Raw genomic sequence first — 26,021 nt, forward strand, 5'->3', positions numbered from 1 at the left:
GATGGGCGCACTCAAGGGTATCATGGCGATCGTCGGGATCGCGGCGATTTTGGTCGGTGGGCTGTGGATATTGCAGGGGCTGGACATCGTGCGCTGGCCGGCGAGCAGCTTCATGCTCGGCGATCCGACCTGGACGCGCAATGGGGCGGTGCTGGCGGTGGTCGGCGCCATGCTCGTCTGGTTCGCGCGGCGCCGTCCGTAGTCGACTACAAATGTAGTTGATCTGTATTGCAACTCTGATACACCTCGCGCCGAACCGGGAGTGGATTGGAGACAGAGATGATTCGTTCCTCGCGCCTTTTGCCCGGCCTGTTGATGGCTGCCGCGATGATTGCAGTGCCCGCGATCGCACCGCCGACGGCGTTTGCGGCCGACGAAGCGGCCGCTGAAAGCATCGGCGATGCGGTGGCGGAGAAATATGCCGCGCTGCTCGAACGCGACTATGTCTATCCCGAGACGGGGAAACGCTATGCCGCGGCGCTGCGCGCGGGGATCAAGGCCGGTCGCTACCGGACGCTGACCGGCGAGGCGCTGGGCGCGGCGATCGACGCCGATGTGAATGGGGTCGCGCCCGACGGCCATTTGCGGCTGCGCGTTCCCGAAGGCGCGGCGGCGGCGCCGGCCGCTTCCGGTGCTGCGGCGCCGACGACTCCGCGCCCGCGCAAGCCGCCGGTCGAGCAGGCGGGCTGGATCGCGCCGGGGATCGCCTTCATCCGCTTCAACCTGTTTCCCGACGATGCGGCGGTGACCGAGGCGGCGGCGAAATTCATGGCCGACCATGCCGATGCCAAGGCGATCATCTTCGATATCCGCAGTCACAATGGCGGCGGGCTCGAGCAGATGGACGTGATCTTTCCTTGGCTGTTCGCCGAGCCGACGCGGCTGGTGACAATGGCGACGCGCGCCTCGGTCGACGCCGAGGGCGGATCGCCGATCGACGGTGTCGCTTCGCTGCGCCTTGTGAAGGGCGACCCCGGCATGGTTGCGCGCGAGCATTGGGCGACGCCGAATGGCGACAAGAGGCTGCACAAGGCCAAGGTCTATGTGCTGACCTCGGGCGCGAGCGGATCGGCGGCCGAGCATTTCGCGCTGGCGATGAAGCACACGCATCGCGGCATCCTGGTCGGCGCGCCGACCGCGGGCGCCAATCATTTCGGGCGCGGCGAGGAATTGGGCGGCGGCTATGCGGCTTTTATCCCGGTCGGGCGCACCTATGACCCCGCGACCGGCAAGGATTGGGAAGGCGACGGCGTGCAGCCCGACATCGCGGTGCCGCCCGCCGACGCGCTGGTCCGGGCGCTGACCGACCTCGGCGTCGCGCCGGCGGAGGCGAAGACGCTGTCCGACGCGCATAGGCCGGCGTGGCCGATGGAGCGGCGGAAACCGCGCGGGGCGCGCTGACCGCCGCTCCGCCGCCGCGCTATTTCTCGAGCGAGAAGCTGGTCGAGGAGAGGAATTTCCAGCCCCCGCCGCTGCGCACCAGCGTCTCGACGATCGCTTCCTTGCCCCAGTCGGGCTTGTCGGTGCCGCGCTGTGCGACGATGGTGAGCGCATAGGTCACGACCGCCGTGTTGCCGCTGAGCGAGATCGACTGCGGCGCCAGTTCATATTGCAGCACCTTGCCCTGCGAGTTCTGGAACTTGGTCCAGCGGACGGTCGCGTCCTTGCCGCGCGGGGCGGCGAATTCGGCCGACCAGGTGACCATTTGAGGATCGGCATATTCGGCGGGCCATTTGCCGTTCTGCGCGACATCGTCGACCCAGCTTTGCTGGACGAATTTCCACACTTCGCCCTGTTCGGCGGACCAGGTGGGCATCTGGGCGTGCGCCTGCGACGCCGCGCCCATGAGCAGGAGGGCCGCCGAAGCGGCAAGCAATTTGATGGTCATGCGATTTCCCCGTCGTTGCCGGTCCCCGTATCGGGTGACCGAATCGTTCGCAAAAAAGCGCGAACTGCCCGCGGCCCGGCGGCAGGGAAGCATGATTTGGATGGGCAGGCAAATGTCGGCGGTGAGTGACTGGAATCGCAGGATTTCGGGGCGCCGCCGATCGTCTCGTGCGCGCGCGACGCCGCCCGTCGTTCGCCCATCCGTCGGCTTCGCATGTGTGTTGATCGAATAATACAGTAGCCGGCCGCACGATTCATCTAGACCGGCGGTGCATCCAATCGCCGCGTTGCTCGCGTCTAGCCGATGTCCAATCGACTCTCAGGGAGGTTCCTATGCCGATATCGCCATCACTCCGCCGCCGGTCGGCTTTTCTGGCCGCCTGCAGTCTCGCGCTCGGTGCCGTCGTCGCCTTGCCTGCGATGTCGGGCGTGGCGGGAGCGGCCATTTTCCGGCCCGACCGCCCGGCCAGCGACATTGCGCAGGACGCGCTGCGCAAGCCGGCGATGATGATGAAATTCACGGGCGTCCGGCGCGGCCAGACGGTCGTCGAAATCCTGCCGGGCGCCGGCTATTTCACCCGCGTCTTTTCGAACGCCGTCGGGCCGACCGGCAAGGTCTATGCCGCCGCGTCGCGCGAGTCGGACGAACTCAAGGCGCTCGTTCGCGAACCCGGGCGCCAGAACATCGTCCTGCACGTCGGGTCGCTTGCCGAGATCGCGCCCGCCGGTTCGGCGAACCTGGTGTGGACGTCGCGCAACTATCACGACCTCAAGGGATCGAAAGCACCCGCGGATGCGGCGGCAACGGTCAACAAGGCGGCCTTCGCCGCGCTGAAGCCCGGCGGCTATTATGTCGTGCTCGACCATAGCGCGGTCGCCGGATCGGGCTTTCGCGACGTCGACACGCTGCACCGCGCCGATGCGGACGCGGTGAAGGCCGAAGTGTTACAGGCGGGCTTCGTCTTCGATTCCGAAAGCAAGCTGCTCGCGAACCCCGGCGACGACCGGAGCAAGCCGGTGTTCGATCCGGCGATCCAGGGCAAGACCGATCAGTTCGTCCTGCGGTTCCGCAAACCGAAATAAGCGCGGTCAGGCTGCGCTGGCGGCAAGACCGGTCAGCGCCGCCCCGTCGACGCGCATCACCGTCCATTCGTCCATCAGCTTCGCGCCGAGGCTTTGGTAGAAGCCGATCGACGGGGTGTTCCAGTCGAGCACCGACCATTCGAGGCGCGCGCAATCGCGTGTCACGCAGAGCGTCGCGAGATGCGCGAGCAGCGCCTTGCCGAGCCCCGATCCGCGCGCGCCGGGGCGCACGAACAGATCCTCGAGATAGATGCCGGGGCGCCCCTCGAAGGTCGAGAAATTGTGGAAGAAAAGCGCGAAGCCCTGCGGCTGCCCGTCGATCTCGCCGATGATCACCTCGGCATAGGGGCGCGGGCCGAAGAGTTTTGCGCCGAGCTTCGCCTCGTCGAAGCGGACCTCGTGCGCGAGCTTTTCATAGTCGGCGAGGTCGCGGATGAACTGCGCGATCAGCGGCAGGTCGGCGGGCGTGGCGGAGCGGATCGAGAGGGTCATGCCGCTGCTCTGTCGGGCGGCGGCGCGGCTGTCAAATACGCTTTCGCCCGCGCAGGATGAGCAGCGCGGCGATAACGAGCCCCGGCTGGCCGAGTACGGCGGGCGCGTCGGCCCAGAAGGTCGCGGGGCCGCAGATGCCGGCGGCGACCTCATAGAGATGGAGCAGGCCGTGCAGCGCCAGCCACAGCCCGCCGACGACCGCAGCGCGCCAGCGGAGGACCGGGTTCGCGGCAGCGTAGAGCAGGATCAGCCCCGACCCCGCATAGGCGAGGCCGATGTCGCGGATGAAATGGGCGTTCGGCGGACCGGTGGTGACGACGGTGGGGATGAAGACATACCAGTCGAGCGGCTTTGCCACCATGAAGAGGCCGTTGGCGACCGCCGTGATGGCGGCGATCAGGAACAGCAGTTGGACCAGCCGGTCGAGCGCGTCGAATTTTTCGGGCATGTGAGCCTCCCCCCGCGATGTTTTCGGCGATGCTAGAAGGTGCCGTCGGTGTTTCAAAGGCGATGTTGCGGTGGGGTGTCGGGTTTCGGGCGAGAGATGGCATTTGCGACCGTTCGGGATGCGATGGCAGGAGTCGACCGGAGGCTGGCCTATCGTTCATCGTCACCCCGGACTTGATCCGGGGCCCACGACTTCGGCGCTGCAATGGATCCCGGATCAAGTCCGGGATGACGAAGGTCTGGAATCCTCCCCAAACCCGCCGTAGGTGCATACCAAGGCCAACACGGCGCTTCGGCGGAGTGCGGATCGCCAACTCGGCGGCGCTTTGTCTCAACACGGCTTGACGCTATCGGTGAACCGTGCAATTTCATCGACGAGTTGAAGTAGCTGGAGCGAAACCCCCATGCCTCAAGCGTCTCAATCCCCCCAAAGCGTATCGGTTCCCCCCATTCCCCCCGCCCGCGGCGGCGGCGAGCGCAGCCCCGGCGTCAAGCTCGTGATCGCGGTGCTGATCGCGGTCGCGCTGATGGTGCCCTTGCTGATGGTCTATGGCCTGCTCTGGGATCGCCAGCAGCAGGCCGAGACCGCGCAGGCGTCGATCGGGCAGGGCTGGGGCGGCCAGCAGACGATCGGCGGCCCGGTGATCGTGATCCCGTACCGCGCCACCGAAACGCAGACCGTGCAGGAAAATGGCCGCGACGTGACGCGGACAGTCAACACGATCCGGAATCTCTACCTGTCGCCGCAGGCGAACAAGGCCGACGTCGCAATCAAGCCCGAGAAGCGCAAGAAGGCGATCTACGAGACCGTCGTCTATGAAAGCCAGATCGCGGGGAGCGCCGATTTCGTGCTGCCCGCCGATATCGCGCGCTATGGCGTGACGCGCGAGGCGCTGATGCTCGACCGCGCCGAGGTACGCCTCGGCGTCAGCGACGCGCGCGGGCTGGTCGACGGCAACAGCCTCGCGGTGAATGGCACGCCCGTGCCGCTGCAGCCGGGCAAGGGGCTCGCCTCGACGGGCAATTCGGGCACCTTCGCCTTCGTCGACTGGACCGCGGGCGCGCCGCTCAAGGTCGATTACAGGATCGGCGTGCGCGGTCTCGGCGATTTCAAGCTGATCCCGCGCGGCGTCGACACGCGCTGGACGGTCAAGTCGAGCTGGCCGAACCCGAGCTTCGGCGGTGATTTCCTCCCCGCGAAGCGCAGCGTGACGGCGAGCGGCTTCACCGCGACCTATGCGATCCCGAACCTCGCATTGGGTCAGGCGCAGGTGCTGACGGGCGACCTGTCGCCGCCGGTCGCAACCAATTACGGTACGCGTGATGCCTATGCCGTCGCGGTGTCGGCGCCCGCCGCGAACGATGGCAGCGGCACGATGGAGACCTCGGGCGGCACGGCGAAGGCGATCGCGATCAGCCTGATCGAACCCGTCGACCTGTACAGCCAGGTCGACCGCAGCATCAAATATGGCTTCCTGTTCATCGGCTTCACCTTCGTCGCCTTCCTGATGTTCGACATCATCGCGGGCGCGCGGGTTGCGGCGGCCGAATATCTGCTGACCGGGGTCGCGTTGGTGCTGTTCTTCGTGCTGCTGCTGGCGTTTGCCGAGGTGATTGGGTTCACCCCCGCCTATATGCTCGCGTCGGCGGGGATCATCGGGCTGCTGACCTTCTACAGCGCGGCGGTGCTGAAAAGCTGGAAGCGCGCGCGCTTCCTCGCGGCGATGCTGATCGGGCTTTATGCGCTGCTCTATGTGCTCCTCAACCTCGAAGCATACTCGTTGCTGATCGGGTCGGTGCTGATGTTCTTCGCGCTCGCGGGCGTGATGTACATGACGCGAAACATCGACTGGGGCGGGCTGGGCAAGAAGGAGGAGGTTGCGGCGGCCGCGGGCGCTTAGCAGAAAGCCGTGCGTCCCCGCGAAGGCGGGGACCCATCTCCGGCCGGCTCCAAATGTCACCCGCAGGTGATGGGCCCCCGCCTTCGCGGGGGCACACGGCTTTTTGGTCCGTTACCGCCAGCGCAGATTGTGGGGGCCGAGATCCGCGAGGGTCTTGGCCCCCATCAGTTTCATGCCGCGCTCGATCTCGGCGCGGAGCAGGCCGACCGCGCGGCCGACGCCGTCCTCGCCTGCCGCGGCGAGTGCGTAGAGATAGAGGCGGCCGCCCGAGCAGGCTTTCGCGCCGACCGACAGCGCCTTCAGCACATGCGTGCCGCGCGTGATGCCGCCGTCGCAGATCACCTCCAGCTTGTCGCCGACCGCGTCGACGATCTCGGCGAGGGCGTCGAAGGGCGTGATGCTGCCGTCGAGCTGGCGCCCGCCGTGGTTCGAGACCATGATCGCGGTCGCGCCGATATCGACCGCGCGCTTCGCATCCTCGACCGCGGCGATGCCCTTCAGGCAGAAGGGGCCGTTCCACTGCTTGCGGATCGCCTCGGCGCGCTTCCAGTCGAGGCTCTGGTCGAGCATCGAGGTGAAATATTCGGCGACCGATTTGGGCACGCTCGACCCTTCCGAAACGTGCGTTGCCAGATTGGGCAGGCTGAACTTCTCGCGCAGCATGTAATTGAGCCCCCAACCGGGCTTGATCGCATAGCTCAGCATGTTGCGCGCGGTGAAGCGCGGCGGCGAGGTGAAGCCCGAGCGGAGGCAGCGTTCACGGTTGCCCCCGACGATCGTGTCGACGGTGAGCGCGACCGCGTCGAACTTCGCGTCGCGCGCGGCGTCGAGCATCGCCTTGTTGAGCCCGTCGTCGTGGTGGACGTAAAGCTGGAACAGCTTGGGGCCATCGGTGAGCGCGCCCGCTTCGGCGAGGCTGATGGTGGCGAGGCTGGAGATACCCGCGACGGTGCCGGCGTTCGCTGCGGCGCGCAGCACGGCGCGTTCGCCCTGCCAGTGGAACAGGCGCTGGAGCGCGGTCGGCGAGAGGAAGAGCGGCATCGCCATCTCGCGCCCGAACAGCGTGGTCCGCATATCGATGCTCTCGACCCCGGCAAGGACGCGCGGAACGAGGTCGCAGCGGTCGAAGGCGTCGCGGTTGCGGCGGCGCGTCACCTCGTCGTCGGCGGCGCCATCGATATAGTCGAACACCGGCCAGGGCAGGCGGCGCTTCGCGAGCGCGCGGAAATCGTCGATATTGTGGCAGTCGGTGAGTTTCATGCTTGCCCTATATTCCCGTCATTGCGAGCGCAGCGAAGCAATCCAGAGCGGTTTGCGCAACTCTGGATTGCTTCGCTGCGCTCGCAATGACGAAATTAATAGACCGTCCGCGCCGCAACCGTGCCCTTGGTCGCATAGCTGAAGCGCGGTTCGACCGGCAGCGCGGGGTCGAGGATATGCGCGGCGACACGCTTGCCCACCGCGGGTCCGTTCTTGAACCCGTGACCCGACCCGCCGCCGACCAGCCATATGCGGTCCTGTCCGGGCAACCGGTCGATCATATAGTCGCCGTTCGAACTATTCTCATACTGGCAGACGCGCGCACCGATTAGCGGCGCGTCGGTGAGGCCGGGGAAGCGCTGCGCGAGATAGGCGCGCGCCTCGGCGATGCCCGCGGGGGTCGGGGCGCGGTCCTGCGTGTCGGGGTCGACGACGGGGCCATGGACGTCGATCGCGATCTTGAACCCCGCGCCCTCGATGTCGGGGATGCCATAGACGATGCGGCCATTGTTGAAGTCGGCCCAGACGGGCAGCTCGGCCGGGGTGAAGCGCGTGTCGCCCTGCGGCGCGCCGAAATGATAGACCTCCTGCCGCGTCGCGACGATCTTGCCGCCGAGCTGTTGCGGGAAGAGTTCGGCGAGCCAGGGGCCAGCGCAATAGACGAGATGGTCGGCGGTGCCGCCGTCGGGCAGGCGGTGCTTCCTGATCTTCTTGGCGATCAGCGGCGCGGGCATGACGACGCGCTCGACCTCGACCTGCGCGTCGGCGATGACTTCCTGCACGCCGCGCCCGGCGATCAGCGCGCCGCCATCCTTTTCGAGGATGCCGGTCTCGCCCTGGTAAAACTGGATCTGGCGCCATTTGTCCTGCAGCCAGCGCACGTCGCCATGCTCATGATCGACGCGGTTCGCCTTGAACCAGTCGAGCGATTGCCGCGTGTAGCTGTCGCCCTGCGGCGCGAACCAGAGGACGCCGGTGTTGTGGAAGATCGGCAGGCTCGCGGTGTCGGACAGGTCTTTCCAGTACGGAAGCGACTCCTTCGCCATGTCCGAGTAAATGGTGTCGGCGCCATAGCCCATGCGAATGACGCGGCTCTCGCCCCCCGACGAGGCGCGCCAGTGGCCCGCGCCATAGGCGTCGAACAGCCGGACCGACTTGCCCGCGCGGACGAGGTGCCACGCGGTCCACGCGCCGAATACGCCCGCGCCGATGATCGCAACGTCGACATGCTGGACCTTCGGGCGCGCGGGTTTGCGCTTTTTCGGCTTGCGCTCCTTGCGCTCGGCGGCGGCTACCGTGGTCGCGACTGGCAGCGCAACCATCCCGGTCAGCAGAGCCCGACGCGACGGCACGTCACCTGCCAACGGTCGCACCCTCGCTCTTCTTGTAGTAGCGATAGCCGCCGATCCAGGTTTCGAGCGGGGTCATCTTGCGGATCTCGTCGGGGCTGGCGAGCAGCGGATCGGACTCGAGCATCACGAAGTCGGCGCGCATTCCGGGCATCAGCGTGCCGAGCCGGTCTTCGGCGAAGGCGGCATAAGCGGCGGTGCGCGTGAAGCCGTCGAGCGCGGTTTCGCGCGTCACCGTCTCCTCGGGGCGCCAGCCGCCAACGGGCTGGCCCGCGGCGTCGGTGCGCGAAATCGCGGCGGCGATGCCGGGGAAGGGGTTGGCGCTCTCGACCGGCACGTCGGAGCCGAAGGCAAGGCGGACGCCGGCCTTTTCCATGCTGCGCCACGCATAGGCGCCCTTCAGCCGGTCGGGGCCGAGGCGGGCTTCGGCCATCAGCCGGTCGCTGGTCTGGTGCACGGGTTGCATCGACGCAATGACCTTGAGCTCGGCGAATTTCGGAATGTCGAGCGGGTCGACGATCTGGGCATGTTCGATGCGCCAGCGGCGTTCGCCGGGCAGGTCGGCGGTGAGGTCGGCGATAGCGCTCAACGCCTCGGCATTGGCGGCGTCGCCGATCGCGTGGATCGCGACCTGGAACTTGTCCATCGAGGCGCGCACCATCTTGTTGCGGAGCTGCGCGGGGGAGAGCAAAGGCAGGCCCTTCTGGCCGGGCGCGTCGCTGTACGGCGCCTTCAGCCACGCACCGCGCGAGCCGAGCGCGCCGTCGAGATAGAGCTTCACCCCGACCATGCGCAGCTTGTCGTCGTAGAGCCACGGCGTCGGTTCGGACCCCGCGATGATTGCCATATTGTCGATGTCGCCACCGTAGGAGAGAATGCGCACCGCGAGCTGCTTCTTGTCCCCGGCGCGGCGGTACGCCTGCCATTCGGCGATCGTCGTGCCCATGTCGGCGATGCTCGTAATCCCCTGCGATATCAGCTTCTGCTGGGCGAGGAGGAAGGCGCGGTCGAGGTCGCGCGCCAGCGGCTTGGGCTTCGCGCCGTCGATCAGGCCCATCGCGGCGTCGACGAAGACACCCGAGGGTCTGCCGCCCGCCATTTCGATGCGGCCGCCCTCGGGAGCTTTGGTAGCGGCGGTAATCTTTGCGGCGGTCATGGCCGCCGTATTGGCCCAGCCGGCGTGGCCATCGACGCGTTCGAGCCAGACCGCGCGGTCGGGGACCGCGGCGTCGAGATCGGCGGCGGTCGGGAAACGGCCGAGACCCCATTTTTCCTGATTCCAGCCGAAGCCGATGATCCACGGCATTTCGGGATTTTCGGCGGCATATTTGCGGATCGCCGCCTGTGCCTCGGCGAGGCTGTTGGTGCCGCTGAGGTCGAGCAGCATCAACTGGAAGCCGAGGCCCATGACATGGCCGTGGGCGTCGATCAGGCCGGGGATCAAGGTGCGGCCCCTGCCGTCTTCCTTGAAATCGGGGCGTTCGGGGCGCTTGTCCTTGCGGTCGAGGAGCTGCTTGACCTTGCCGTCGCTGCCGATGACGAGGCCGGTGAAGCGGACGAGCTTCCCGTCCTTGTCGAGCGTGATGCCGTTGACATTATCGACGAGCGTGTCGGCGTGCGCGGGGGTTGAGATGGCCAGGGCGAGCAGGGCTAACAATCCCCTCCCACAAGCGGGAGGGGCAGTGAGACTTGCGAGCTTGCTCGCTAGTCGCAGCGGGGTGGGCAGGATGCGAGGTAGGCTGGCCCACCCCGCTGCAACTAGGCCCGGCTGCGCCGGACCGAGTTTCGCTGCCCCTCCCGCCTGCGGGAGGGGATGATCTTTCCCGCGCCCGCTCATTTCGGCAACCTCGTCACGAGCGAGCTGGTGTCGCGGCGGCCGTTGCCGAGCTTCTGCACATCGGCGTAGAATTGGTCGACGAGGCTGGCGACGGGCAAGGTCGCGCCGTTGACGCGCGCTTCCTCGATCGCGAGGCCCAGATCCTTGCGCATCCAGTCGACCGCGAAGCCGAAGTCGAACTCGTCCTTCGCCATCGTGCCCCAGCGGTTGAGCATCTGCCAGCTCGCCGCGGCGCCGCCCGACACCGCCTCGAACACCTTGTCGGTATCGAGGCGCGAAGCCTGTGCGAAACGCAAGGCTTCGGAGAGACCCTGCAGCACGCCGGCGATCGCGATCTGGTTGACCATCTTCGTCGTCTGCCCCGCGCCGGGGCCGCCGATATGGACCATGCGCGCGGCATAGGCGCGCATGACGGGTTCGGCCGCCTCGAACGCGGCTTTCGTGCCGCCGCACATGATCGACAGCGTGCCGGCCTCGGCGCCCGACTGGCCGCCCGAGACGGGGGCGTCGACGCTGTGGAGGCCGAGCCCCTCGGCCTCGACCGAAAGCTGGCGCGCGATGCGGGCGGAAACAGTGGTGTGGTCGATGAACAGCGCGCCTTTCTTCATCGCGCGAAAGGCGCCATCGCGGCCGAGCGTCACCTGCGCGAGATCATCGTCGTTGCCGACGCAGGTCAGGACGACGTCGGCGTCGGCCGCGGCCCCGGCGGGGGTCGATGCCGCCGCGCCGCCATAGGTCGCGACCCAGGCATCGGCCTTCGACCGCGTGCGGTTATAGACGGTGAGGTCGTGCCCCGCCCTTGCGAGGTGCCCCGCCATCGGCCCGCCCATAACGCCGGTGCCGATGAAGCTGATGCGCAATTTCTGTTCGCTCATAAGGGGTCCATAGCATTGTTTGCTTCGCGCGCCAGATGGGCTAGGGCCAGCCGCGTTATGACAGACCTCGCAACCGCTCCCGCTGCCGATCTTCCGGTGATCTCGCTCGACGATGTCCGTGCGGCTGCGGTGCGAATTAACGGCGCGGTCGTGCGGACGCCGACGCTGAAATCGCAGACGCTCTCCGAGCTGGTCGGCGCCGAAGTGTGGCTGAAGTTCGAGAATCTGCAATTCACCGCGGCGTACAAGGAGCGCGGCGCGCTCAATGCGTTGCTGCTGCTCAGCGACGAGGCGAAGGCGCGCGGCGCGATCGCGGCGTCGGCGGGCAATCACGCACAGGGCCTCGCCTATCACGGCAAGCGGCTCGGCGTGCCGGTGACGATCGTGATGCCGAAGACGACGCCGCAGGTGAAGGTGTCGCAGACCGCGAGCCATGGCGCGACGATCGTGCTGCACGGCGAGACGTTCGACGACGCCTATGCCCACGCGCGGGTGCTGGAGAAGGAACGCGGGCTGACCTTCGTGCACCCCTTCGACCATCCGCACGTTGCCGCGGGGCAGGGGACGGTGGCGCTTGAAATGCTCGAGGATGTGCCCGAGCTCGATACGCTGATCGTGCCGATCGGTGGCGGCGGGCTGCTCGCAGGGATGGGCACCGCGGCGCGCGGGATCAAGAACGACATGCGCCTCGTCGGCGTGCAGGCCGAGCTGTATCCGTCGATGTATGCCGAGCTGAATGGCGTCGACATGGCGTGCGAGGGCGACACGCTGGCCGAGGGCATCGCGGTCAAGGAGCCGGGGTCTTACACCCGCAAGCTGGTCGCCGAACTCAACGACGACATCGTGCTCGTCGCCGAGCGCCATCTGGAGCGCGCGGTCAGCCTGCTGTTGCAGATCGAAAAGACCGTGGTGGAGGGCGCAGGGGCCGCGGGACTCGCGGCGATGCTCGCGCATCCCGAGGAATTCGCCGGGCGCAAGGTCGGACTGGTACTCACCGGCGGCAATATCGACACGCGGCTGCTCGCGAACGTGCTGCTGCGCGACCTTGCGCGGTCGGGCCGCATCGCGCGCCTGCGCATCCGCCTGCAGGATCGCCCGGGTGCGCTGTTCAAGGTGATGAAGCTGTTCGACGAAAAACAGGTCAACATCATCGAAATCTACCACCAGCGTATCTTCACCACGCTGCCCGCCAAGGGCCTGATCACCGACATCGAATGCGAAGCGCGCGACCGCGAGCATCTCGACAGCCTCGTCGCCTCGCTGCGCGATGCGGGTTATATGGTGACGACGGTCGAGCTGGCTTGATTTCCCCCCTCCCGCAGGAGGGAGGGGTGGCGAGGCTTGGCAGCTTGCTGCCTAGCCGCAGCGGGGTGGGCAAGGCGGCCTCGCTGCATGCCCACCCCGTTGCGACTAGCGAACAAGTTCGCAAGTCTCACTGCCCCTCCCGCTGGCGGGAGGGGATTGCTATGGCGGCTAGATGAAAGAATTCACCCTCTCCTTCACCGCCACCCCCGACAGCATCGACGAGCTTGGCCATGTCAACAATGCCGTGTGGGTCCAGTGGATCCAGCAGGTTGCGACGGGCCATTGGGACGCCGCCGCGCCGCAGAGCCACAAGGATGCCTACATCTGGGTCGTGGTGCGACACGAGATCGATTATCTGCGCGCGCTCGGCCCCGGCGAGACGGTGACCGCGCGGACGTGGGTCGCCGACAAGCCGCAGGGCGCTAAGTTCGACCGCTTCATGGAATTCACCGGCGCGGACGGAAAGGTGCATGTCCGGGCGCGAACGGTGTGGGCGCTGCTCGAAAAGGCGAGCGGGCGGCCGCTGCGCGTGACGGACGAGATTGTCGCTCCGTTTTTGGGGTAGGGCGGATTTGGCAGTGGATTCCAGACATTCGTCACCCCGGACTTGATCCGGGGTCCACGACTTCAACGCCGCGATGGATCCCGGATCAAGTCCGGGATGACGAAGAAAGGAATATCCTCCCTGCGGCGCAGCCGTGGGGAGGGGGACCGTCGCCGCAGGCGATGGTGGAGGGGCCGCGACCTCGCGCCACTTGCCCCTCCGTCAGCGCTTCGCACTGCCACCTCCCCATGGCTGCGCCACGGGGAGGAACCAAACAGCAACCTCCGGTCGCAACCCGCCGTCCGCTCTAGCGCTCGCTGATGATCCGCCGCCGTTCGATCCAGCCTTCGGCGCAGGTCGAACCCGCGCGGGCCGGGCGGCTGCCGATGCCGCCGCAGCTGTGGCGGCGGTCGGCGAAGCGGACGAAGATCCATACGCCCCGCGACCCGCAGAGAAAAACGGGCTGACCGGGCTTTACCCGCGCGGTGCGGCGGGCGCCGGGCGAGGGGGCGAGCGACACCCAGATTCGCGTTTCGCGCGGATCGCCCGCGATCCGGCCGAGCGTACACGCCGGCGCGGGGGCGCCCTGCATCATCAGGGCGATCGCGGCGGTCGTGACGGTCAGCATGGAATCATTGTCCTTCGAAGGGGGGAGACGCCGCCGCTTGCCCGATCAACCTATCTCTTCGGTTAACGCCTTGATGATAGCCGCCACAGACGTCGGCGCATAGGCGAAGCCCATGTGGCCGCAATCGACCTCGACCTGCCGGTCGCTTTCGTGCGGCGCGCCGCGCGCGCTGTTCACCGCGATCACGCCGTCGTGCCGCGACCAGAGCGCGAAGGTCGGCATCGAGGGGCGCGGCGCCGGGTGGAAGTCGATCGGCGGATTGTCGACCGGGTGGCGCGCGACGAGATGGTACAGCCGCCAGGCGCGGTTGGCGCGTCGGCTGCCCGAAAAAGGCGAACCGAGCGTCACGACGCGCGCGACCTTGTCGGGATGATGCTTGGCATATTCGCGTGCGTAGATGCCGCCGAGGCTCCAGCCGACGAGCGCGGGGGCATAACCGGTGCGGTCGATGATCCACTGCACGCGGCTGTCGATGCGCTCGATGATGTCAGGAGTCGCGCCGCGATTGAAGCCGAGGCCCCAGGCGTAGCAGCGAAACCCTGCGCGGCGGAGGTCGCCGCGCAGCGCTTTGGTGGCCCAGTCGCCCGAGAGGAAACCGGGCAGCACCATCACCGGCGGATGCTCGCTGTCGGGATTGGGTTCGGGCGGCATCGGCCGGATGCGCCCCGCGATGGCGCGCAGCAGCGCCCCGACCTCGCGCCACAGCAGCGAGAGCGGCGGCGGTGCGTCGGGATCGGGAATGCGCGCGGGCCATTCGGCGCGCCGGGTAAGGAAGCCGCGGATCATCGTGGGCGCCTATAGCAGATTTTGCAGGCGTGCGAAGGCAGGCGCATGGCGGGGCTTGGGTCCTAACCCTAGCCCTTCGGAACCAGCCGTAACAGCTTGCCGCCCTCGCCATCGGTCAGCAGCCAGACCGAGCCGTCGTCGCGCACTTCGACCTCGCGGATGCGGGTGCCGAAGTCCCAGCGGTCCGATTTATGCAGCGTGTCGCCGTCGACCTGCATCCGGATCAGCCCCTGACCCGACAGCGCACCCATCAGCAGGCTGTTCTTCCAGCCCGGATAGAGATCGCCGCCGTACCAGACGAGCCCGGCGGGCGAGACCGAAGGGTTCCACCACAGCTTCGGTGCGTCGAACTCCGGCCGCGTCGGGTGGTCGGGAATGTCGCGCCCGTCATAATGGTCGCCGTTCGAGACGATCGGATAGCCGTAATTCGCCTTCGCCTCGACGAGGTTGACCTCGTCGCCGCCCTTCGGACCCATTTCCTGCTGCCAGAGCTTGCCCGTGCCGTCGAAGGCGAGGCCGAGGATGTTGCGGTGGCCGAGCGACCAGATCTGCGCGGTCACGCCGCCTTGCGAGGCAAAGGGATTGTCGGCGGGGACGCTGCCATCGGGATTCAGCCGGACGACCTTGCCGAGATTGGCCTTCCTGTCCTGCGCGGGATCGAACTTCTGCCGCTCGCCCGAACCGATGAAGAGATATTGGCCGTCGGGCGAGAAGGCGAGGCGGTGCGAATAATGGCCGCGGCCGGTGACTTTGGGATCCTGTTTCCAGATGATCTGCAGTCCCTCGAGGCGCGGCGCGGCGCCCTGCACCAGTTTCGCGCGGCCGACCACCGCACCGGCGGTGCCGCCGTCGCCCGGTTCGGCCCAGCTCAGGTAGATCGCGCCGCTGGTCGCGAAGTCGGGCGCAAGGATCACGTCGCCGAGGCCGCCCTGTCCGCCATAGGCGACGGCGGGCACGCCCGCGACGTCGAGCGTCGGCCCGTCCTCCTGCCAGAGTTTGAGCTTGCCCGACCGTTCGGTGACGAGCGCCTGCTTGCCGCGCGGGAGGAAGGTCATCGCCCAGGGTTCGTCGAAGCGCGCGATCTCGCGGACCGCGAAGGGAGCTTCGGCGAGCGGGGTCGCGGGCTGCGCGCCCGATGCGTCGAGGCTGGCGCTGTCGGCGGGCGCGGCGTTGCTCGTCGTGCCGGCCGAGCAGGCGGCAACGATCATCGCCGCAAATAGGGCGGCGGGGGAGATTTTCTTCATGAATTTGCTCGCTTTGCTGGGGGGCGGAATATCAAATCTGGCGCACCCCGGCCGTGAAGTCGAGAGGGTTCAGCCCCCCGATGCCTCGCGGCGCGCGGTTATTTCCTCGACGCTGTTCATGATCGCGTCGATCGCCTCGCTTGCGGGTGGCGCGTCGGCGCGTTTCTGCGAGAATTGCCCGTTCGCCATGATCTCCTCAAGCGCCGACCGCGCGCGCGACACGCGGCTTTTCATCGTGCCGAGCGCGCAGTCGCAGATGCTTGCAGCTTCCTCGTAGGACATGCCGCCGGCGCCGACGAGGATCAGCGCCTCGCGCTGGTCCTGCGGCAATTCCATCAGCGCGCGTTGCAGGTCGGTCATCTCGCCCGCATCCTCCTGGCTGGCGGGCGTCGACAGCGTCCGCTCCACCGCGACCTCATCATAGTCGCCGTGGAACTTGTTCCGCCGCATCTGCGACAGGAAGGTGTTGCGCAGGATGACGAAGGTCCACGCCTTGATCGAGGTGCCGCGCTCGAACCGGTCGCGCGAAGCCCAGGCCTTGACCATCGTGTCCTGCGTGAGATCGTCCGCAAGGTCGGGGTTGCCCGACAGGCTGCGGCCATAGGCGCGCAAATGGGGAATGACGCCCGCCAGCAGGGCCTTGAACTCGCTGTCCGAAAGGGAGCTATTGTCCTGCGGCAGCGGCGCAGTGCTGGTTCGCGCCATTATTGTTCGGGGCTCTCGTGGTCGAGCTTCGCAAGCAAGTCGAGCATATCGGCGGGCAATTGTTCGGCGACGATATTGCCGTAGATCATCCGCAGCTTGGCGCTCACCGGCTCGGGCGACTGGCGGCCCGTCAGCGTACGGTGCCACTGATCGCTGCCGGTGCCGGGGAAGCTGCCGTTCGACCGGCGCGGTTCATCCTGCCCGATGACAGGGCGGTCCTTTCCGTTGAACCTGTTGTTGCCGTGCGTAGCCATGCCGAAGCAACGACGGAATGCGCCGCTGGTTCCCGCTTTGGTTGTTTTTTGCGACGAACGCGTTGCCATGAAGCAACACTGCTCTTATTCGGACCGGCGTGAGGGGTCACATCTTTCCCGGCCTATGCCCGGGAAACAGGAGCGTGACCACCTTGATTTCAGTGATTTACGTCAGCGTCGCCGATCCGTTGATCCGCGAAGAAGATATTGCCGCAATCCTGCTGAGCGCCCGGCGCAACAATAGGCGGGACGGACTCACCGGCGCGCTCATCTATAATGGCCATAATTTCATGCAGCTGCTCGAAGGTCCGGCGGGCGAGGTCGATGCGTGCCTCGATACGATCCGGTGCGACCCGCGCCACAGCGGAATGGTCGAGGTGAGGCGCCGCGCGATCGACGTTCGCGAGTTCGCCGAATGGTCGATGCTCTATTGTCCGGGCTTCGAGGGATATGACGAGGATCTGGCCCGACTTGCCGCGAACCGCCGACTCGATCCGCAGGACGAGCGGATGATGGCAAACTTCATTGCGCTGGGCCGTCGCCGCGCGACATTCTGACCTGCGCTACCCTTGCATTGAAGTTTCAAGGCGCTAAGCCTTGGACAAGGTTCAGTAGAACCCGAGCATATAAAAGGCCCTGTTATCAGCGACGTTACGCCCAGCCCCCTCGATGATGCCAGCTTCAAGCGCGAGCTGGCAGCTATGCTCCCGCATCTGCGCGCCTTCGGCCGCAGCCTGACGGGGAACGCCGACCTCGCCGACGACCTAGTGCAGGAGACGATGCTGAAGGCGTGGAAGGCGCGCGCCAGCTATATCCCGGGGCCGTCGAGCATGAAGAGCTGGGCCTTCGTGATCCTGCGCAACTGTTTCCTGTCGCAGATGCGGCGGAAGAAATTCACCGCCGACTATGACGAGCTTGCCGCCGAGCGCCTGCTCGTCGCGCCCGACGACCAGAACGACAGCCTGCATCTGGCCGACGTGCAGCGTGCATTGTTGCTGCTGCCGGTCGACCAGCGCGAGGCGCTGATCCTGATCGGCGCGGGGCAGCTGTCCTATGAGGAAGGCGCGGAGATTTGCGGCTGCGCGGTGGGGACGATGAAGAGCCGCGTGTCGCGTGCGCGCACGGCGCTCCACGCGATCCTGGAGGGCGGGGACATGCCGCTGCGCAGCGACGACCCGCTGGCGCCGAGCGAAGCCTTCGCGTCCATCATGAGCGATATCGACCAGCTGACCGGCGGCGGGCCTTCGCCGGACTGAGGCGCTGAGCACCCCGAACCGTGAGGGCGGCTTCGGGGAGTGGAGCGAACGCGGCCAACAGTTGGCGGCCGCTATCCGAATGCCCGCAGGAGCGGAATTAATGGGTTCTGTCCCTAGGCCGCCAGTTGCGGCGTAAATAGCAGGCTCTGGCTGATCGCGGCGCGGACGGTGTTCCGGCCGAAGGGTTTCGAAATTAAAAAGGTCGGCTCGACACGGTGGCCGGTGAGCAGCTTTTCGGGAAAGGCGGTGATGAAGATCGCCGGCACCGGCGCGATCGCCAAAATATCCTGCACCGCATCGATCCCCGACGATCCGTCGGCGAGCTGGATGTCGGCGAGGACGAGCCCCGCGTCGCTGTTTTCGAACGCCGCGACCGCATCCTCATGCGTCGTCGCGACACCCGCGACCTCGTGGCCGAGGTCGCGGACGATCTGTTCGAGGTCCATCGCGATCAGCGGCTCGTCTTCGATGATCAGCACCGATGTGCGTGCCTCGCGGTCGACCTCGTCCACCGCCTCGGCGAGCAGGGTTTCGACCATCGCACTGTCGGCGCCGGTGATCGCCGCGGTCTCCTCGACCGAAAAGCCTTCGAGTGCGGTCAGCAGCAGCATCTGGCGGCTGAGTGGGGTGATGCGCGCGAGGCGGCGGTTGGCGGCGCGAACGAGGGGGTTCTCGCCCTCGTCGCTGCCCTCGCCATCCTCGATGAAGGCGCTTTCCCAGATGCGGTGGAAATTGCGGTAGAGGTCGATGCGCGTGTCATCCGAGACGCGGAACTCGTCGGGAGCGGCGACGATGACTTCGAGCGTCGTATGCACGAAATTGTCGCCATGTTGCTGGCTGCCCGTAAGTGCGCGCGCGTAGCGGCGCAGAAAGGGCAGGTGCCCGCGGATTTCGTCTCCCAGCGTCATATCAATGCTCCCTCCAATCGTAGGAATACGCTTCGCCGCGCCGACGGGTTCCGCTTGTGCGATACGAAAAGCGTCCCTTCTTGCTGCAACTTGTCGGTCGGGAATGCGTAGAGTCTGCCGAGCCGTGATGATATTTGCGTGTAAGCGGTAGGAATTGCTCTATTTTCTCCGCAGTGTCGTAACCGCGCTTTTTGGGAACCCTTTTCTATGGCAGAGCAGCCTGGGGCCAGTGCCGGTACGATGGCTCCGCAAGCAACGGAGGGGCGGATCTTGGCGGACGGCGGCGAAGGCGACGCGGTGACGCGCGAGGCGTGGCGGCTGGAAACCCTTCGCGAATACCGATTGATGGATACCGCCCCCGAGGCGGCTTTCGACCGTGTGACGAAGCTCGTCGCGGACCTGTTCGATGCGCCGATCGCGCTTGTCACGCTGGTCGACGATTGCCGCCAATGGTTCAAGTCCGCGCATGGGCTGACGGTCAGCGAAACGCCGCGCGACATCAGTTTCTGCCAATATGTCATCGCCGGCGACGCACCGCTCGTTGTGACCGACACCGCGGCCGACCCGCGCTTCGTCGACAATCCGCTGGTAACCGGCGAGCCGTACATCCGCTTCTATGCCGGGGTGCCGCTTCGCGCGTACAACGGCATGGTACTCGGGACGCTGTGCGTGATCGACCGCAAGGTGCGGGCGACCCTCGATCTTCGCGAGATGGAACGGCTCGAGGACTTCGCCGCGATCATCATGGCCGAGGCCGATCTGCGCCGTATCGTCGTCGAGCGCGACGACGCCCGCCGGACGCTGGAGCGCGCGCTCGATTTCTCAGGCATCGCAAGCTGGCGATACGATGCGCGGGCCGATGCGGTCACCTGGCGCGGGGCCGTCGCCGAACTCTGGGGCGCCGACTATGCCTCGGCACTCACCAACCGTGAGGGCGTGTTCGCACGCATTCATGCCGAGGATCGCGCGCGCGTCGAGGTTGCGATCAACGAGGCGGTGGCGAGCGGCACCTCCTATTCGGTCGAGCATCGCATCGATCATCCCGAGCGCGGGGTCCGCTGGCTGGGGATCCGCGGCGACTGGGACGTGCGCGACGACGATGCGATCCTGACCGGCGTTTGCATCGATATCACCGAACAGAAGAGCCGGCAGGAAAATGCCACGCTGCTGATGCGCGAACTGCACCACCGGATGCGCAACCTGTTCGCGACGGTCGGCGCCATCATCTCGCTGAGCCGCCACGCCGCGCGCGATGTCGACGATTATGTCGAACGGATCAGCAGCCGCCTCGACGCGCTCAACCGCGCGCAGAATGTACTGCTCGGCGCCAATTTCATGACCGGGTCGATGCACGCGCTGCTGCGCGAGGTCGAGGCAAGCTTTCCGCGCATCCGCTGGTCGGGCCCGGACCTGCTGCTGCCCGAAAATGCCCTTGTCGCGATGGCCCTGCTGTTCAACGAACTTGCGACCAATGCGGTGAAGCATGGTGCGCTGACCGGCGCCGACGGGCAGGTCGACGTGAACTGGTCGCAGGATCCCGAAGGCAGCGACCCGCGCCTGTTCCACCTGACCTGGGCCGAAAGCGGCGGCGCGCTGACGGTCGCCGAGCCCGAACGGACCAGCTTCGGCACGCTGCTGATGGAGCGCAGCGTGAAGAATAATCTGGGCGGCACGATTGAGCGCGACTGGAAACCGGACGGGCTGGTCGTCGACATCACCTTGCCCGCACGTTGGCGCGAAGCATAAGCGCGACAAGCGCGACCCGATCGATTTGTTCTTTCTATGTTCTCATGCTAGGCATGGGCCATGTCCGCGAAACCGATTCTAGAAAAGCTGGCGGTGCTGGCCGATGCGGCGAAATATGATGCGTCCTGCGCGTCGTCGGGGACCGTGAGGCGCGATTCGGTCGGCACGAAAGCTATCGGGTCGACCGAGGGCATGGGTATTTGCCACAGTTACGCGCCCGACGGGCGGTGCATTTCGCTGCTCAAGATCCTGCTGACCAATTTCTGTATCTACGACTGCCGTTTCTGCATCAACCGCGCGTCGAGCAATGTCGAGCGCGCGCGCTTCAGCCCGCAGGAGGTCGTCCGGCTGACGCTCGATTTTTACAAGCGCAACTATATCGAAGGACTGTTTCTGTCGTCGGGGATCATCCGGTCCGAAGATTATACGATGGAGCAGCTTGTCGAGGTCGCGCGCATCCTGCGCGAGGAGCATCGCTTTGGCGGCTACATCCATCTGAAGACGATCGCGGGCGCCGATCCCGGCCTGATCGCGCTGGCGGGGCTCTATGCCGATCGCCTCTCGACCAATGTCGAGCTCCCGACCGAGGAGGGCCTGTCGAGCTTCGCGCCCGAGAAAAAGCCCGAGACGATCCGCAAGACGATGGCATCGGTGCGCGTCGGCGCGGACGCGGCGATCGAGGCGGCGAAGAGCCGGCTGATCGGCAAGGCGAAGCCGCCGCGCTTCGCGCCCGCGGGTCAGTCGACGCAAATGATCGTCGGCGCGGACGCGGCGCGCGACGACGATATCCTCAAGACCGCGACGAACCTCTATTCGGGATACCAGCTTCGCCGCGTCTATTATTCGGCGTACAGCCCGATCCCCGATGCCAGCCAAGACCTGCCGCCCGTCCGCCCGCCGCTGATGCGCGAGCACCGGCTCTATCAGGCCGACTGGTTGCTGCGCTTTTATGGTTTCGAGCGCGCCGAAATCATGGAAGGTGCGCGCGGGGGAATGCTCGATCTCGCGATCGATCCCAAGCTCGCGTGGGCGCTCCAGCGGCGCGAAGCGTTTCCGGTCGATATCAACCGCGCGCCGCGCGAATTGTTGCTGCGCGTGCCGGGGCTGGGGACGCGCGCCGTCGACCGCATCGTCGCTGCGCGGCGGCTGGGCAAGCTCAGGCTCGGCGATCTCGCTAAGCTGACTGCATCGGTGAAGAAGGTCCTGCCCTTCATCGTGACGCCCGACTGGCGGCCGGGCAAGCTCACCGACAGCGCCGACCTCCGCGCCCGCTTCGCGCCGCCCGCGGAGCAGCTGGCGCTCGCGCTGTGAGGGAAGTGGTCCTGAAAGAGCCCGGCGACTTCGCCGAGTGGCGGAGCGCGGCAAGAGGTTTGCTTGCGAGCGGCATTGCGCCCGACGACGTAAGCTGGCGCGGTAGCGCCGAAGGCGCGTCGCTGTTCGGCGATGAGGCAGTGGTGGCGCCAGCGGGCGCGGTGTCGCTGCCGCGCGAATTGCTTGAAATCGCCGAGCGCGTCATCTGCCATCGCGACCCGGAAACGGCCGCGCGGCTCTACCGCATCATCTGGCGCGCGGCGCGCGACCGGCAGTTGCTCGCGCGAACGACCGATTCCGAAATCGACTGGCTGCGCAAAGCGGACAAGGCGATCCGCCGCGACGTCCACAAGATGCACGCCTTCGTGCGCTTCCGCCGGCTCGGCGAGGAGGCGGGGCGCGAAAGTTTCGCGGCGTGGTTCGAGCCGACGCACCGCATCCTGCGGCTGACCGCGCCCTTCTTCCAGCGGCGCTTCTACGGCATGGACTGGGCGATCGTGACGCCCGATGCGCGCGCGATCTGGCAGGACGAAACGCTGAACTACGGCCCCGGCGGGACGAAGGACGAGGTGCCCGACAGCGACCTGGTCGAGGATCAGTGGCGGACTTATTATGGCGCGATCTTCAACCCCGCGCGGGTGAAGATCGACGCGATGCGCGCCGAGATGCCGAAGAAATATTGGAAGAACCTGCCCGAGGCGCAGGATATCGCGCCCTTGCTCGCGGGCGCCGAGGCACGGGTGGAACGCATGCGCGAAGCGGCCGTTTCCATGGCGAACCCCTTGACCGACAAATGGCGGACGCGCGTGCCCGAAGACTTGCTCCTCGATGACGATGTGAAGACGCTGGCGGACGTCGCGCGCGCGGTGGATCGCTGCACGCGCTGCCCGCTCTATTGCAACGCGACGCAAGGCGTGGCGGGCGAGGGGCCCGAGCGCGCGCGGATCATGCTCGTCGGCGAACAGCCGGGCGATCAGGAGGATCTGCAGGGGCGGCCGTTCGTCGGGCCGGCGGGGCAGGTGCTGAACGAGGCGCTCGAAGAGGCGGGGCTCGACCGGACACGGCTATTCCTCACCAACGCGGTCAAGCATTTCAAGTTCGAGCCGCGCGGCAAAAGGCGGCTTCACCAGAACCCGACGACGGGAGAAATCGACATCTGCCGCTGGTGGCTCGACAAGGAGCGCGCGCTGGTGCAGCCCGACCTGATCGTTACGCTGGGCGCCAGCGCGCTACGCGGGGTGACGGGCAAGAGCGCGAGCATCACGTCGATGCGCGGCGCGGTACACGAGCTGGAGGGGGGCACGAAATTGATCGCGACGATCCATCCGTCCTTCCTGCTGCGCTTGCCTGACCGCGAGCGAGCCGCGAAGGAGCGCGCGCTGTTCGTCGCCGACCTTGCGCTCGCCCGGAAACTCGCCGCCTGATGGCGAAGACCAGGACCTGGATCGAGCCGCACCCGAGCGGAATCCATGTCAAGCCCGCCGACCTGTGGATCGACCCCTCGCGCCCCGCCCCGCGCGCGGCGGTAACGCACGGCCATGCCGACCATGCGCGCAGCGGGCATGGCGCGGTGTTTGCGACCCCCGAAACGCTCGCGATCATGGCGCTGCGTTACGGCGTCGATGCCGAGGCGAGCAATAACGCCGCCTTTGCCTATGGCGACGGGTTCGAGCGCGGCGGGGTGCGTTTCAGCTTCCACCCGGCGGGACATGTGCTCGGCAGCGCGCAAATTTTGATGGAGTATCAGGGCGAGCGGATCGTCGTTACCGGCGACTACAAGCGCCGCGCCGACCCGACCTGCGCGCCGTTCGAGGTGGTGCCATGCGATATCTTCGTTACCGAGGCGACCTTCGGCTTGCCGGTGTTTCGCCATCCGCCGACCTCCGACGAGATCGCCAAGCTGATCGGCGCGGTGCGCGCCGAGCCCGAGCGCTCGGTGCTCGTCGGCGCCTATGCGCTCGGCAAGGCGCAGCGGGTGATCACCGAGCTGCGCGGCGCGGGATGGGATGCGCCGATCTATATCCACGGCGCGCTTGAAAAGATGTGCCAGCTTTATGCGGTGCATGGCGTCGATCTTGGCGAACTGCGGCTCGTTTCGGAAACCGACAAGGCCGAGATGGCGGGGCAGATCGTCCTAGCACCGCCCTCGGCGCTCAATGATCGCTGGTCGCGGCGGCTGCCCGACCCGGTGACCGCGATGGCGTCGGGCTGGATGCGCGTGCGCCAACGCGCGCGGCAGCGGATGGTCGAACTGCCGCTGGTGATCTCGGACCATGCCGACTGGGACGAACTGACGACGACGATAAGCGAGGTGAACCCGAAGGAAAGCTGGATCACCCATGGCAGCGAGGACGGGCTGCTGCGCTGGTGCGAGCTGACGCAGCGCAAGGCGCGCGCGCTGCACCTGGTCGGGCGCGATCTGGAGGAGGAGGCGTGAAGCGCTTCGCGGCCCTGATCGACCGGCTGATCTACACGCGCTCGCGCAATTCGAAGCTCGCGCTGATCGTCGATTACCTGCGCCACACGCCCGATCCCGACCGCGGCTGGGCGATCGCGGCGCTGACCGAGAGCCTGGACTTTCCGGCGGTGAAGGCGGGGACGGTGCGGACCCTGCTCGCGACCCGCGTTGACGAGGAATTGTTCCGCCTGTCGCGGCATTTCGTCGGCGATACGGCTGAGACTGCGGCGCTGCTGTGGCCGGAAGCGTCGGGGAAGAAGGCAGATCTCAGCGTGTCGGATGCGGTCGATGCGCTGGCTGCGACCAGCCGCAGCGACGCGCCCGCAGTGGTCGCGTCGCTGCTCGACCGGCTCGACGCCGACGGGCGTTATGCGTTGCTCAAGCTCGCGCTCGGCGGAATGCGTGTCGGGGTGTCGGCGCGGCTTGCGAAGCAGGCGTTCGCGCAGGCGTTCGATGTGCCCGTCGACGATGTCGAGGAGCTGTGGCACGCGATCCCGCCGCCCTATGCGCCGCTGTTCGCGTGGGGCGAGGGCAGGGCGGAGCGACCCGACCTTGCCGACGTCGCCTTCTTCCGCCCCTTCATGCTCGCGCATCCATTGGAGGAAGAGAGCGTCGATCTTGCCGACTATGCCGCCGAGTGGAAATGGGACGGCATCCGCGTCCAGATCGTCCATGGTGGCGGCGAGACGCGGATCTACAGCCGTGGCGGCGAGGAGATCAGCGGCGCTTTCCCCGAACTGGTCGCGGCCTTCGATCAGGATGCGGTGATCGACGGCGAATTGCTCGTGCGCGGCGAGGTTCAGGGTGGCGAAGCGGCGAGCTTCAACGCCTTGCAGCAAAGGCTGGGGCGGAAAGTCGTGTCGAAGAAAATGCTCGCCGACTATCCGGCCTTCGTGCGCGTCTACGACTTGCTCGCGGTTGACGGCAATGATCTGCGCGCCCTCGCGTGGACCGAACGGCGGCGGCAGTTGGAAGCCTTTGTCCCCCGGCTTGCCGCCAGCCATTTCGACCTGTCGCAGGTGATCGACGCGACCGATTTCGACGATCTCGCCGAGCGCCGCGCCGGCGCGCGCGATGCCGCGATCGAAGGCGTGATGCTCAAGCGCCGCGATGCGCCCTATGTCGCCGGGCGCCGCGCTGGCCTCTGGTACAAATGGAAACGCGACCCGCTCACTGCCGATTGCGTGATGATGTACGCCCAAAGGGGCAACGGCCGCCGCGCGAGTTTCTATTCGGACTATACCTTCGGCTGCTGGTCCGACGCGGGCGAATTGCTACCCGTGGGCAAGGCCTATTCGGGCTTCACCGACGAGGAATTGAAGTGGCTCGACAAGTTCGTGCGCGACAACACGCTGAACCGCTTCGGGCCGGTGCGCGAGGTCGAGAAGTCGCTGGTGCTCGAAGTCGCGTTCGATTCGATCCACACGTCGAAGCGCCACAAGTCGGGGCTCGCAATGCGCTTCCCGCGCATTTCGCGCATCCGGCGCGACAAGCCTGCGGAGGAGGCCGACCGGATCGCAACGCTGCAGGCGATGGTGACTTAACTTGCCCTGTCTCGTCATCCCGGACTTGATCCGGGATCTATTGCGGCGCTGGAAGCATGGATCCCGGATCAAGTCCGGGATGACGAAGGTGGAGACGTCGGCTCGAACTGACGAGGATGGTAAAGCCGTCGGTCGGACGGAGAAAAATTCCCCGTCACATCCTTGCAACCCACACCCGCGATACCGAGTTAAAGGCCGCAA

The 26,021-nt window shown here is 66.7% G+C and carries 26 protein-coding genes; 13 read left to right on the forward strand and 13 right to left on the reverse strand.

The annotated features are described in order from the left end of the window. The first annotated feature begins 1 nt into the window (after position 1). Together QOL79_RS14915 and QOL79_RS14920 are read left to right on the forward strand one after the other, a co-directional pair. Entirely contained in the window at positions 2-202 is a 201-nt protein-coding gene (locus QOL79_RS14915; RefSeq protein WP_058457471.1) for a hypothetical protein, read from the forward strand. Positions 203-279: 77 nt separating this feature from the next. Further along, positions 280-1,401 carry a S41 family peptidase gene (locus tag QOL79_RS14920; RefSeq protein ID WP_058457472.1) on the forward strand — a complete coding sequence of 374 codons (1,122 nt, stop codon included), beginning with the start codon at positions 280-282 and terminating at the stop codon, positions 1,399-1,401. Positions 1,402-1,420: 19 nt separating this feature from the next. Here the strand turns inward: QOL79_RS14920 and QOL79_RS14925 are convergent, their stop codons facing one another. Then, on the reverse strand, positions 1,421-1,888 hold the full coding sequence (locus QOL79_RS14925; protein WP_058457473.1) for a nuclear transport factor 2 family protein: 468 nt from the start codon (positions 1,886-1,888) through the stop codon (positions 1,421-1,423). A gap of 332 nt (positions 1,889-2,220) precedes the next feature. On the opposite strand from QOL79_RS14925, the gene QOL79_RS14930 reads away from it, so the two are divergent. Further along, positions 2,221-2,970, forward strand: a complete 750-nt coding sequence (locus QOL79_RS14930) for a class I SAM-dependent methyltransferase (RefSeq protein WP_082657833.1) — start codon at positions 2,221-2,223, stop codon at positions 2,968-2,970. Between the two features lie 6 nt (positions 2,971-2,976). On the opposite strand, the gene QOL79_RS14935 is transcribed toward QOL79_RS14930, so the two are convergent. Continuing rightward, positions 2,977-3,462: a GNAT family N-acetyltransferase gene (locus QOL79_RS14935; RefSeq protein WP_058457474.1), complete on the reverse strand. Its 486-nt coding sequence runs from the start codon at positions 3,460-3,462 to the stop codon at positions 2,977-2,979. A 31-nt stretch (positions 3,463-3,493) separates the two neighbouring features. Beyond that, entirely contained in the window at positions 3,494-3,910 is a 417-nt protein-coding gene (locus QOL79_RS14940) for a hypothetical protein (protein ID WP_058457475.1), read from the reverse strand. 403 nt (positions 3,911-4,313) lie between these two features. Here QOL79_RS14940 and creD point away from each other — a divergent pair, with 403 nt between their 5' ends. After that, positions 4,314-5,810 carry a cell envelope integrity protein CreD gene (gene creD / locus QOL79_RS14945; protein ID WP_082657834.1) on the forward strand — a complete coding sequence of 499 codons (1,497 nt, stop codon included), beginning with the start codon at positions 4,314-4,316 and terminating at the stop codon, positions 5,808-5,810. A gap of 111 nt (positions 5,811-5,921) precedes the next feature. Here the strand turns inward: creD and QOL79_RS14950 are convergent, their stop codons facing one another. The 4 genes from QOL79_RS14950 to QOL79_RS14965 all read right to left on the reverse strand — a co-directional run bounded on the left by QOL79_RS14950 (position 5,922) and on the right by QOL79_RS14965 (position 11,131). After that, a complete protein-coding gene (locus tag QOL79_RS14950) occupies positions 5,922-7,070 on the reverse strand; it encodes an alpha-hydroxy acid oxidase (RefSeq protein ID WP_058457476.1) in 1,149 nt (382 codons plus the stop codon). Between the two features lie 95 nt (positions 7,071-7,165). Next, entirely contained in the window at positions 7,166-8,443 is a 1,278-nt protein-coding gene (locus QOL79_RS14955; RefSeq protein ID WP_156417344.1) for an FAD-dependent oxidoreductase, read from the reverse strand. Continuing rightward, positions 8,424-10,076, reverse strand: coding sequence for an amidohydrolase (locus QOL79_RS14960; protein WP_058457478.1), 1,653 nt, complete (start codon positions 10,074-10,076; stop codon positions 8,424-8,426). The genes QOL79_RS14955 and QOL79_RS14960 overlap by 20 nt, the downstream gene beginning before the upstream one ends. Before the next feature lie 176 nt (positions 10,077-10,252). After that, entirely contained in the window at positions 10,253-11,131 is an 879-nt protein-coding gene (locus QOL79_RS14965; RefSeq protein ID WP_058457479.1) for an NAD(P)-dependent oxidoreductase, read from the reverse strand. Between the two features lie 57 nt (positions 11,132-11,188). Between QOL79_RS14965 and QOL79_RS14970 the strand changes: the two genes are divergently transcribed. Both QOL79_RS14970 and QOL79_RS14975 read left to right on the forward strand, forming a co-directional pair. Continuing rightward, the gene (locus tag QOL79_RS14970) at positions 11,189-12,436 is read left to right on the forward strand and encodes a threonine ammonia-lyase (RefSeq protein WP_058457480.1); all 1,248 of its coding nucleotides are present in this window, start codon (positions 11,189-11,191) and stop codon (positions 12,434-12,436) included. 172 nt (positions 12,437-12,608) lie between these two features. Next, positions 12,609-13,001 (forward strand): acyl-CoA thioesterase, encoded by a 393-nt coding sequence (locus QOL79_RS14975; RefSeq protein WP_058457481.1) that lies wholly within the window; start codon positions 12,609-12,611, stop codon positions 12,999-13,001. A 286-nt stretch (positions 13,002-13,287) separates the two neighbouring features. On the opposite strand, the gene QOL79_RS14980 is transcribed toward QOL79_RS14975, so the two are convergent. The 5 genes from QOL79_RS14980 to QOL79_RS15000 all read right to left on the reverse strand — a co-directional run bounded on the left by QOL79_RS14980 (position 13,288) and on the right by QOL79_RS15000 (position 16,597). Further along, the gene (locus tag QOL79_RS14980) at positions 13,288-13,608 is read right to left on the reverse strand and encodes a hypothetical protein (protein WP_058457318.1); all 321 of its coding nucleotides are present in this window, start codon (positions 13,606-13,608) and stop codon (positions 13,288-13,290) included. A gap of 45 nt (positions 13,609-13,653) precedes the next feature. Next, positions 13,654-14,394, reverse strand: coding sequence for an esterase/lipase family protein (locus QOL79_RS14985; protein WP_058457317.1), 741 nt, complete (start codon positions 14,392-14,394; stop codon positions 13,654-13,656). A 68-nt stretch (positions 14,395-14,462) separates the two neighbouring features. Next, positions 14,463-15,638: a PQQ-dependent sugar dehydrogenase gene (locus QOL79_RS14990; RefSeq protein WP_058457316.1), complete on the reverse strand. Its 1,176-nt coding sequence runs from the start codon at positions 15,636-15,638 to the stop codon at positions 14,463-14,465. 69 nt (positions 15,639-15,707) lie between these two features. Next, the gene (locus QOL79_RS14995) at positions 15,708-16,343 is read right to left on the reverse strand and encodes a sigma-70 family RNA polymerase sigma factor (protein WP_058457315.1); all 636 of its coding nucleotides are present in this window, start codon (positions 16,341-16,343) and stop codon (positions 15,708-15,710) included. Further along, a complete protein-coding gene (locus QOL79_RS15000; RefSeq protein WP_058457314.1) occupies positions 16,343-16,597 on the reverse strand; it encodes a hypothetical protein in 255 nt (84 codons plus the stop codon). Before QOL79_RS15000 ends, QOL79_RS14995 begins: the two co-directional genes overlap by 1 nt. A 143-nt stretch (positions 16,598-16,740) precedes the next feature. Between QOL79_RS15000 and QOL79_RS15005 the strand changes: the two genes are divergently transcribed. Both QOL79_RS15005 and QOL79_RS15010 read left to right on the forward strand, forming a co-directional pair. Then, positions 16,741-17,154: a BLUF domain-containing protein gene (locus QOL79_RS15005; protein WP_231729179.1), complete on the forward strand. Its 414-nt coding sequence runs from the start codon at positions 16,741-16,743 to the stop codon at positions 17,152-17,154. Between the two features lie 144 nt (positions 17,155-17,298). Next, the gene (locus QOL79_RS15010) at positions 17,299-17,853 is read left to right on the forward strand and encodes a sigma-70 family RNA polymerase sigma factor (protein WP_156416633.1); all 555 of its coding nucleotides are present in this window, start codon (positions 17,299-17,301) and stop codon (positions 17,851-17,853) included. 113 nt (positions 17,854-17,966) lie between these two features. On the opposite strand, the gene QOL79_RS15015 is transcribed toward QOL79_RS15010, so the two are convergent. Further along, positions 17,967-18,761, reverse strand: coding sequence for a response regulator (locus QOL79_RS15015; protein ID WP_058457312.1), 795 nt, complete (start codon positions 18,759-18,761; stop codon positions 17,967-17,969). A gap of 270 nt (positions 18,762-19,031) precedes the next feature. On the opposite strand from QOL79_RS15015, the gene QOL79_RS15020 reads away from it, so the two are divergent. The 5 genes from QOL79_RS15020 to QOL79_RS15040 are packed head-to-tail and all read left to right on the forward strand — an operon-like array spanning position 19,032 to position 25,820. Beyond that, positions 19,032-20,507: a sensor histidine kinase gene (locus QOL79_RS15020; protein WP_231729180.1), complete on the forward strand. Its 1,476-nt coding sequence runs from the start codon at positions 19,032-19,034 to the stop codon at positions 20,505-20,507. 60 nt (positions 20,508-20,567) lie between these two features. Continuing rightward, complete coding sequence (locus QOL79_RS15025) at positions 20,568-21,818, forward strand: putative DNA modification/repair radical SAM protein (RefSeq protein WP_058457310.1); 1,251 nt, start codon at positions 20,568-20,570, stop codon at positions 21,816-21,818. Further along, entirely contained in the window at positions 21,815-23,242 is a 1,428-nt protein-coding gene (locus tag QOL79_RS15030; protein WP_058457309.1) for a UdgX family uracil-DNA binding protein, read from the forward strand. Before QOL79_RS15025 ends, QOL79_RS15030 begins: the two co-directional genes overlap by 4 nt. Beyond that, positions 23,242-24,255 carry a ligase-associated DNA damage response exonuclease gene (locus QOL79_RS15035; RefSeq protein ID WP_058457308.1) on the forward strand — a complete coding sequence of 338 codons (1,014 nt, stop codon included), beginning with the start codon at positions 23,242-23,244 and terminating at the stop codon, positions 24,253-24,255. Before QOL79_RS15030 ends, QOL79_RS15035 begins: the two co-directional genes overlap by 1 nt. Further along, entirely contained in the window at positions 24,252-25,820 is a 1,569-nt protein-coding gene (locus tag QOL79_RS15040) for a cisplatin damage response ATP-dependent DNA ligase (RefSeq protein ID WP_058457307.1), read from the forward strand. The genes QOL79_RS15035 and QOL79_RS15040 overlap by 4 nt, the downstream gene beginning before the upstream one ends. Positions 25,821-26,021: the final 201 nt, after the last annotated feature.

Origin of the sequence: Sphingopyxis sp. Geo48, from assembly GCF_949769155.1 — a bacterium.
GTDB lineage: Bacteria > Pseudomonadota > Alphaproteobacteria > Sphingomonadales > Sphingomonadaceae > Sphingopyxis.

Excerpts from the sequence above, each read along its gene's own strand:
- QOL79_RS14915 (WP_058457471.1), top strand. The coding sequence starts at position 2 with ATGGGCGCACTCAAGGGTATCATGGCGATCGTCGGGATCGCGGCGATT.
- QOL79_RS14920 (WP_058457472.1), top strand. The coding sequence starts at position 280 with ATGATTCGTTCCTCGCGCCTTTTGCCCGGCCTGTTGATGGCTGCCGCG.
- QOL79_RS14925 (WP_058457473.1), bottom strand. The coding sequence starts at position 1,888 with ATGACCATCAAATTGCTTGCCGCTTCGGCGGCCCTCCTGCTCATGGGC.
- QOL79_RS14930 (WP_082657833.1), top strand. The coding sequence starts at position 2,221 with ATGCCGATATCGCCATCACTCCGCCGCCGGTCGGCTTTTCTGGCCGCC.
- QOL79_RS14935 (WP_058457474.1), bottom strand. The coding sequence starts at position 3,462 with ATGACCCTCTCGATCCGCTCCGCCACGCCCGCCGACCTGCCGCTGATC.
- QOL79_RS14940 (WP_058457475.1), bottom strand. The coding sequence starts at position 3,910 with ATGCCCGAAAAATTCGACGCGCTCGACCGGCTGGTCCAACTGCTGTTC.
- creD (WP_082657834.1), top strand. The coding sequence starts at position 4,314 with ATGCCTCAAGCGTCTCAATCCCCCCAAAGCGTATCGGTTCCCCCCATT.
- QOL79_RS14950 (WP_058457476.1), bottom strand. The coding sequence starts at position 7,070 with ATGAAACTCACCGACTGCCACAATATCGACGATTTCCGCGCGCTCGCG.
- QOL79_RS14965 (WP_058457479.1), bottom strand. The coding sequence starts at position 11,131 with ATGAGCGAACAGAAATTGCGCATCAGCTTCATCGGCACCGGCGTTATG.
- QOL79_RS14970 (WP_058457480.1), top strand. The coding sequence starts at position 11,189 with ATGACAGACCTCGCAACCGCTCCCGCTGCCGATCTTCCGGTGATCTCG.
- QOL79_RS14975 (WP_058457481.1), top strand. The coding sequence starts at position 12,609 with ATGAAAGAATTCACCCTCTCCTTCACCGCCACCCCCGACAGCATCGAC.
- QOL79_RS14980 (WP_058457318.1), bottom strand. The coding sequence starts at position 13,608 with ATGCTGACCGTCACGACCGCCGCGATCGCCCTGATGATGCAGGGCGCC.
- QOL79_RS14985 (WP_058457317.1), bottom strand. The coding sequence starts at position 14,394 with ATGATCCGCGGCTTCCTTACCCGGCGCGCCGAATGGCCCGCGCGCATT.
- QOL79_RS14990 (WP_058457316.1), bottom strand. The coding sequence starts at position 15,638 with ATGAAGAAAATCTCCCCCGCCGCCCTATTTGCGGCGATGATCGTTGCC.
- QOL79_RS14995 (WP_058457315.1), bottom strand. The coding sequence starts at position 16,343 with ATGGCGCGAACCAGCACTGCGCCGCTGCCGCAGGACAATAGCTCCCTT.
- QOL79_RS15000 (WP_058457314.1), bottom strand. The coding sequence starts at position 16,597 with ATGGCTACGCACGGCAACAACAGGTTCAACGGAAAGGACCGCCCTGTC.
- QOL79_RS15010 (WP_156416633.1), top strand. The coding sequence starts at position 17,299 with ATGCTCCCGCATCTGCGCGCCTTCGGCCGCAGCCTGACGGGGAACGCC.
- QOL79_RS15015 (WP_058457312.1), bottom strand. The coding sequence starts at position 18,761 with ATGACGCTGGGAGACGAAATCCGCGGGCACCTGCCCTTTCTGCGCCGC.
- QOL79_RS15025 (WP_058457310.1), top strand. The coding sequence starts at position 20,568 with ATGTCCGCGAAACCGATTCTAGAAAAGCTGGCGGTGCTGGCCGATGCG.
- QOL79_RS15035 (WP_058457308.1), top strand. The coding sequence starts at position 23,242 with ATGGCGAAGACCAGGACCTGGATCGAGCCGCACCCGAGCGGAATCCAT.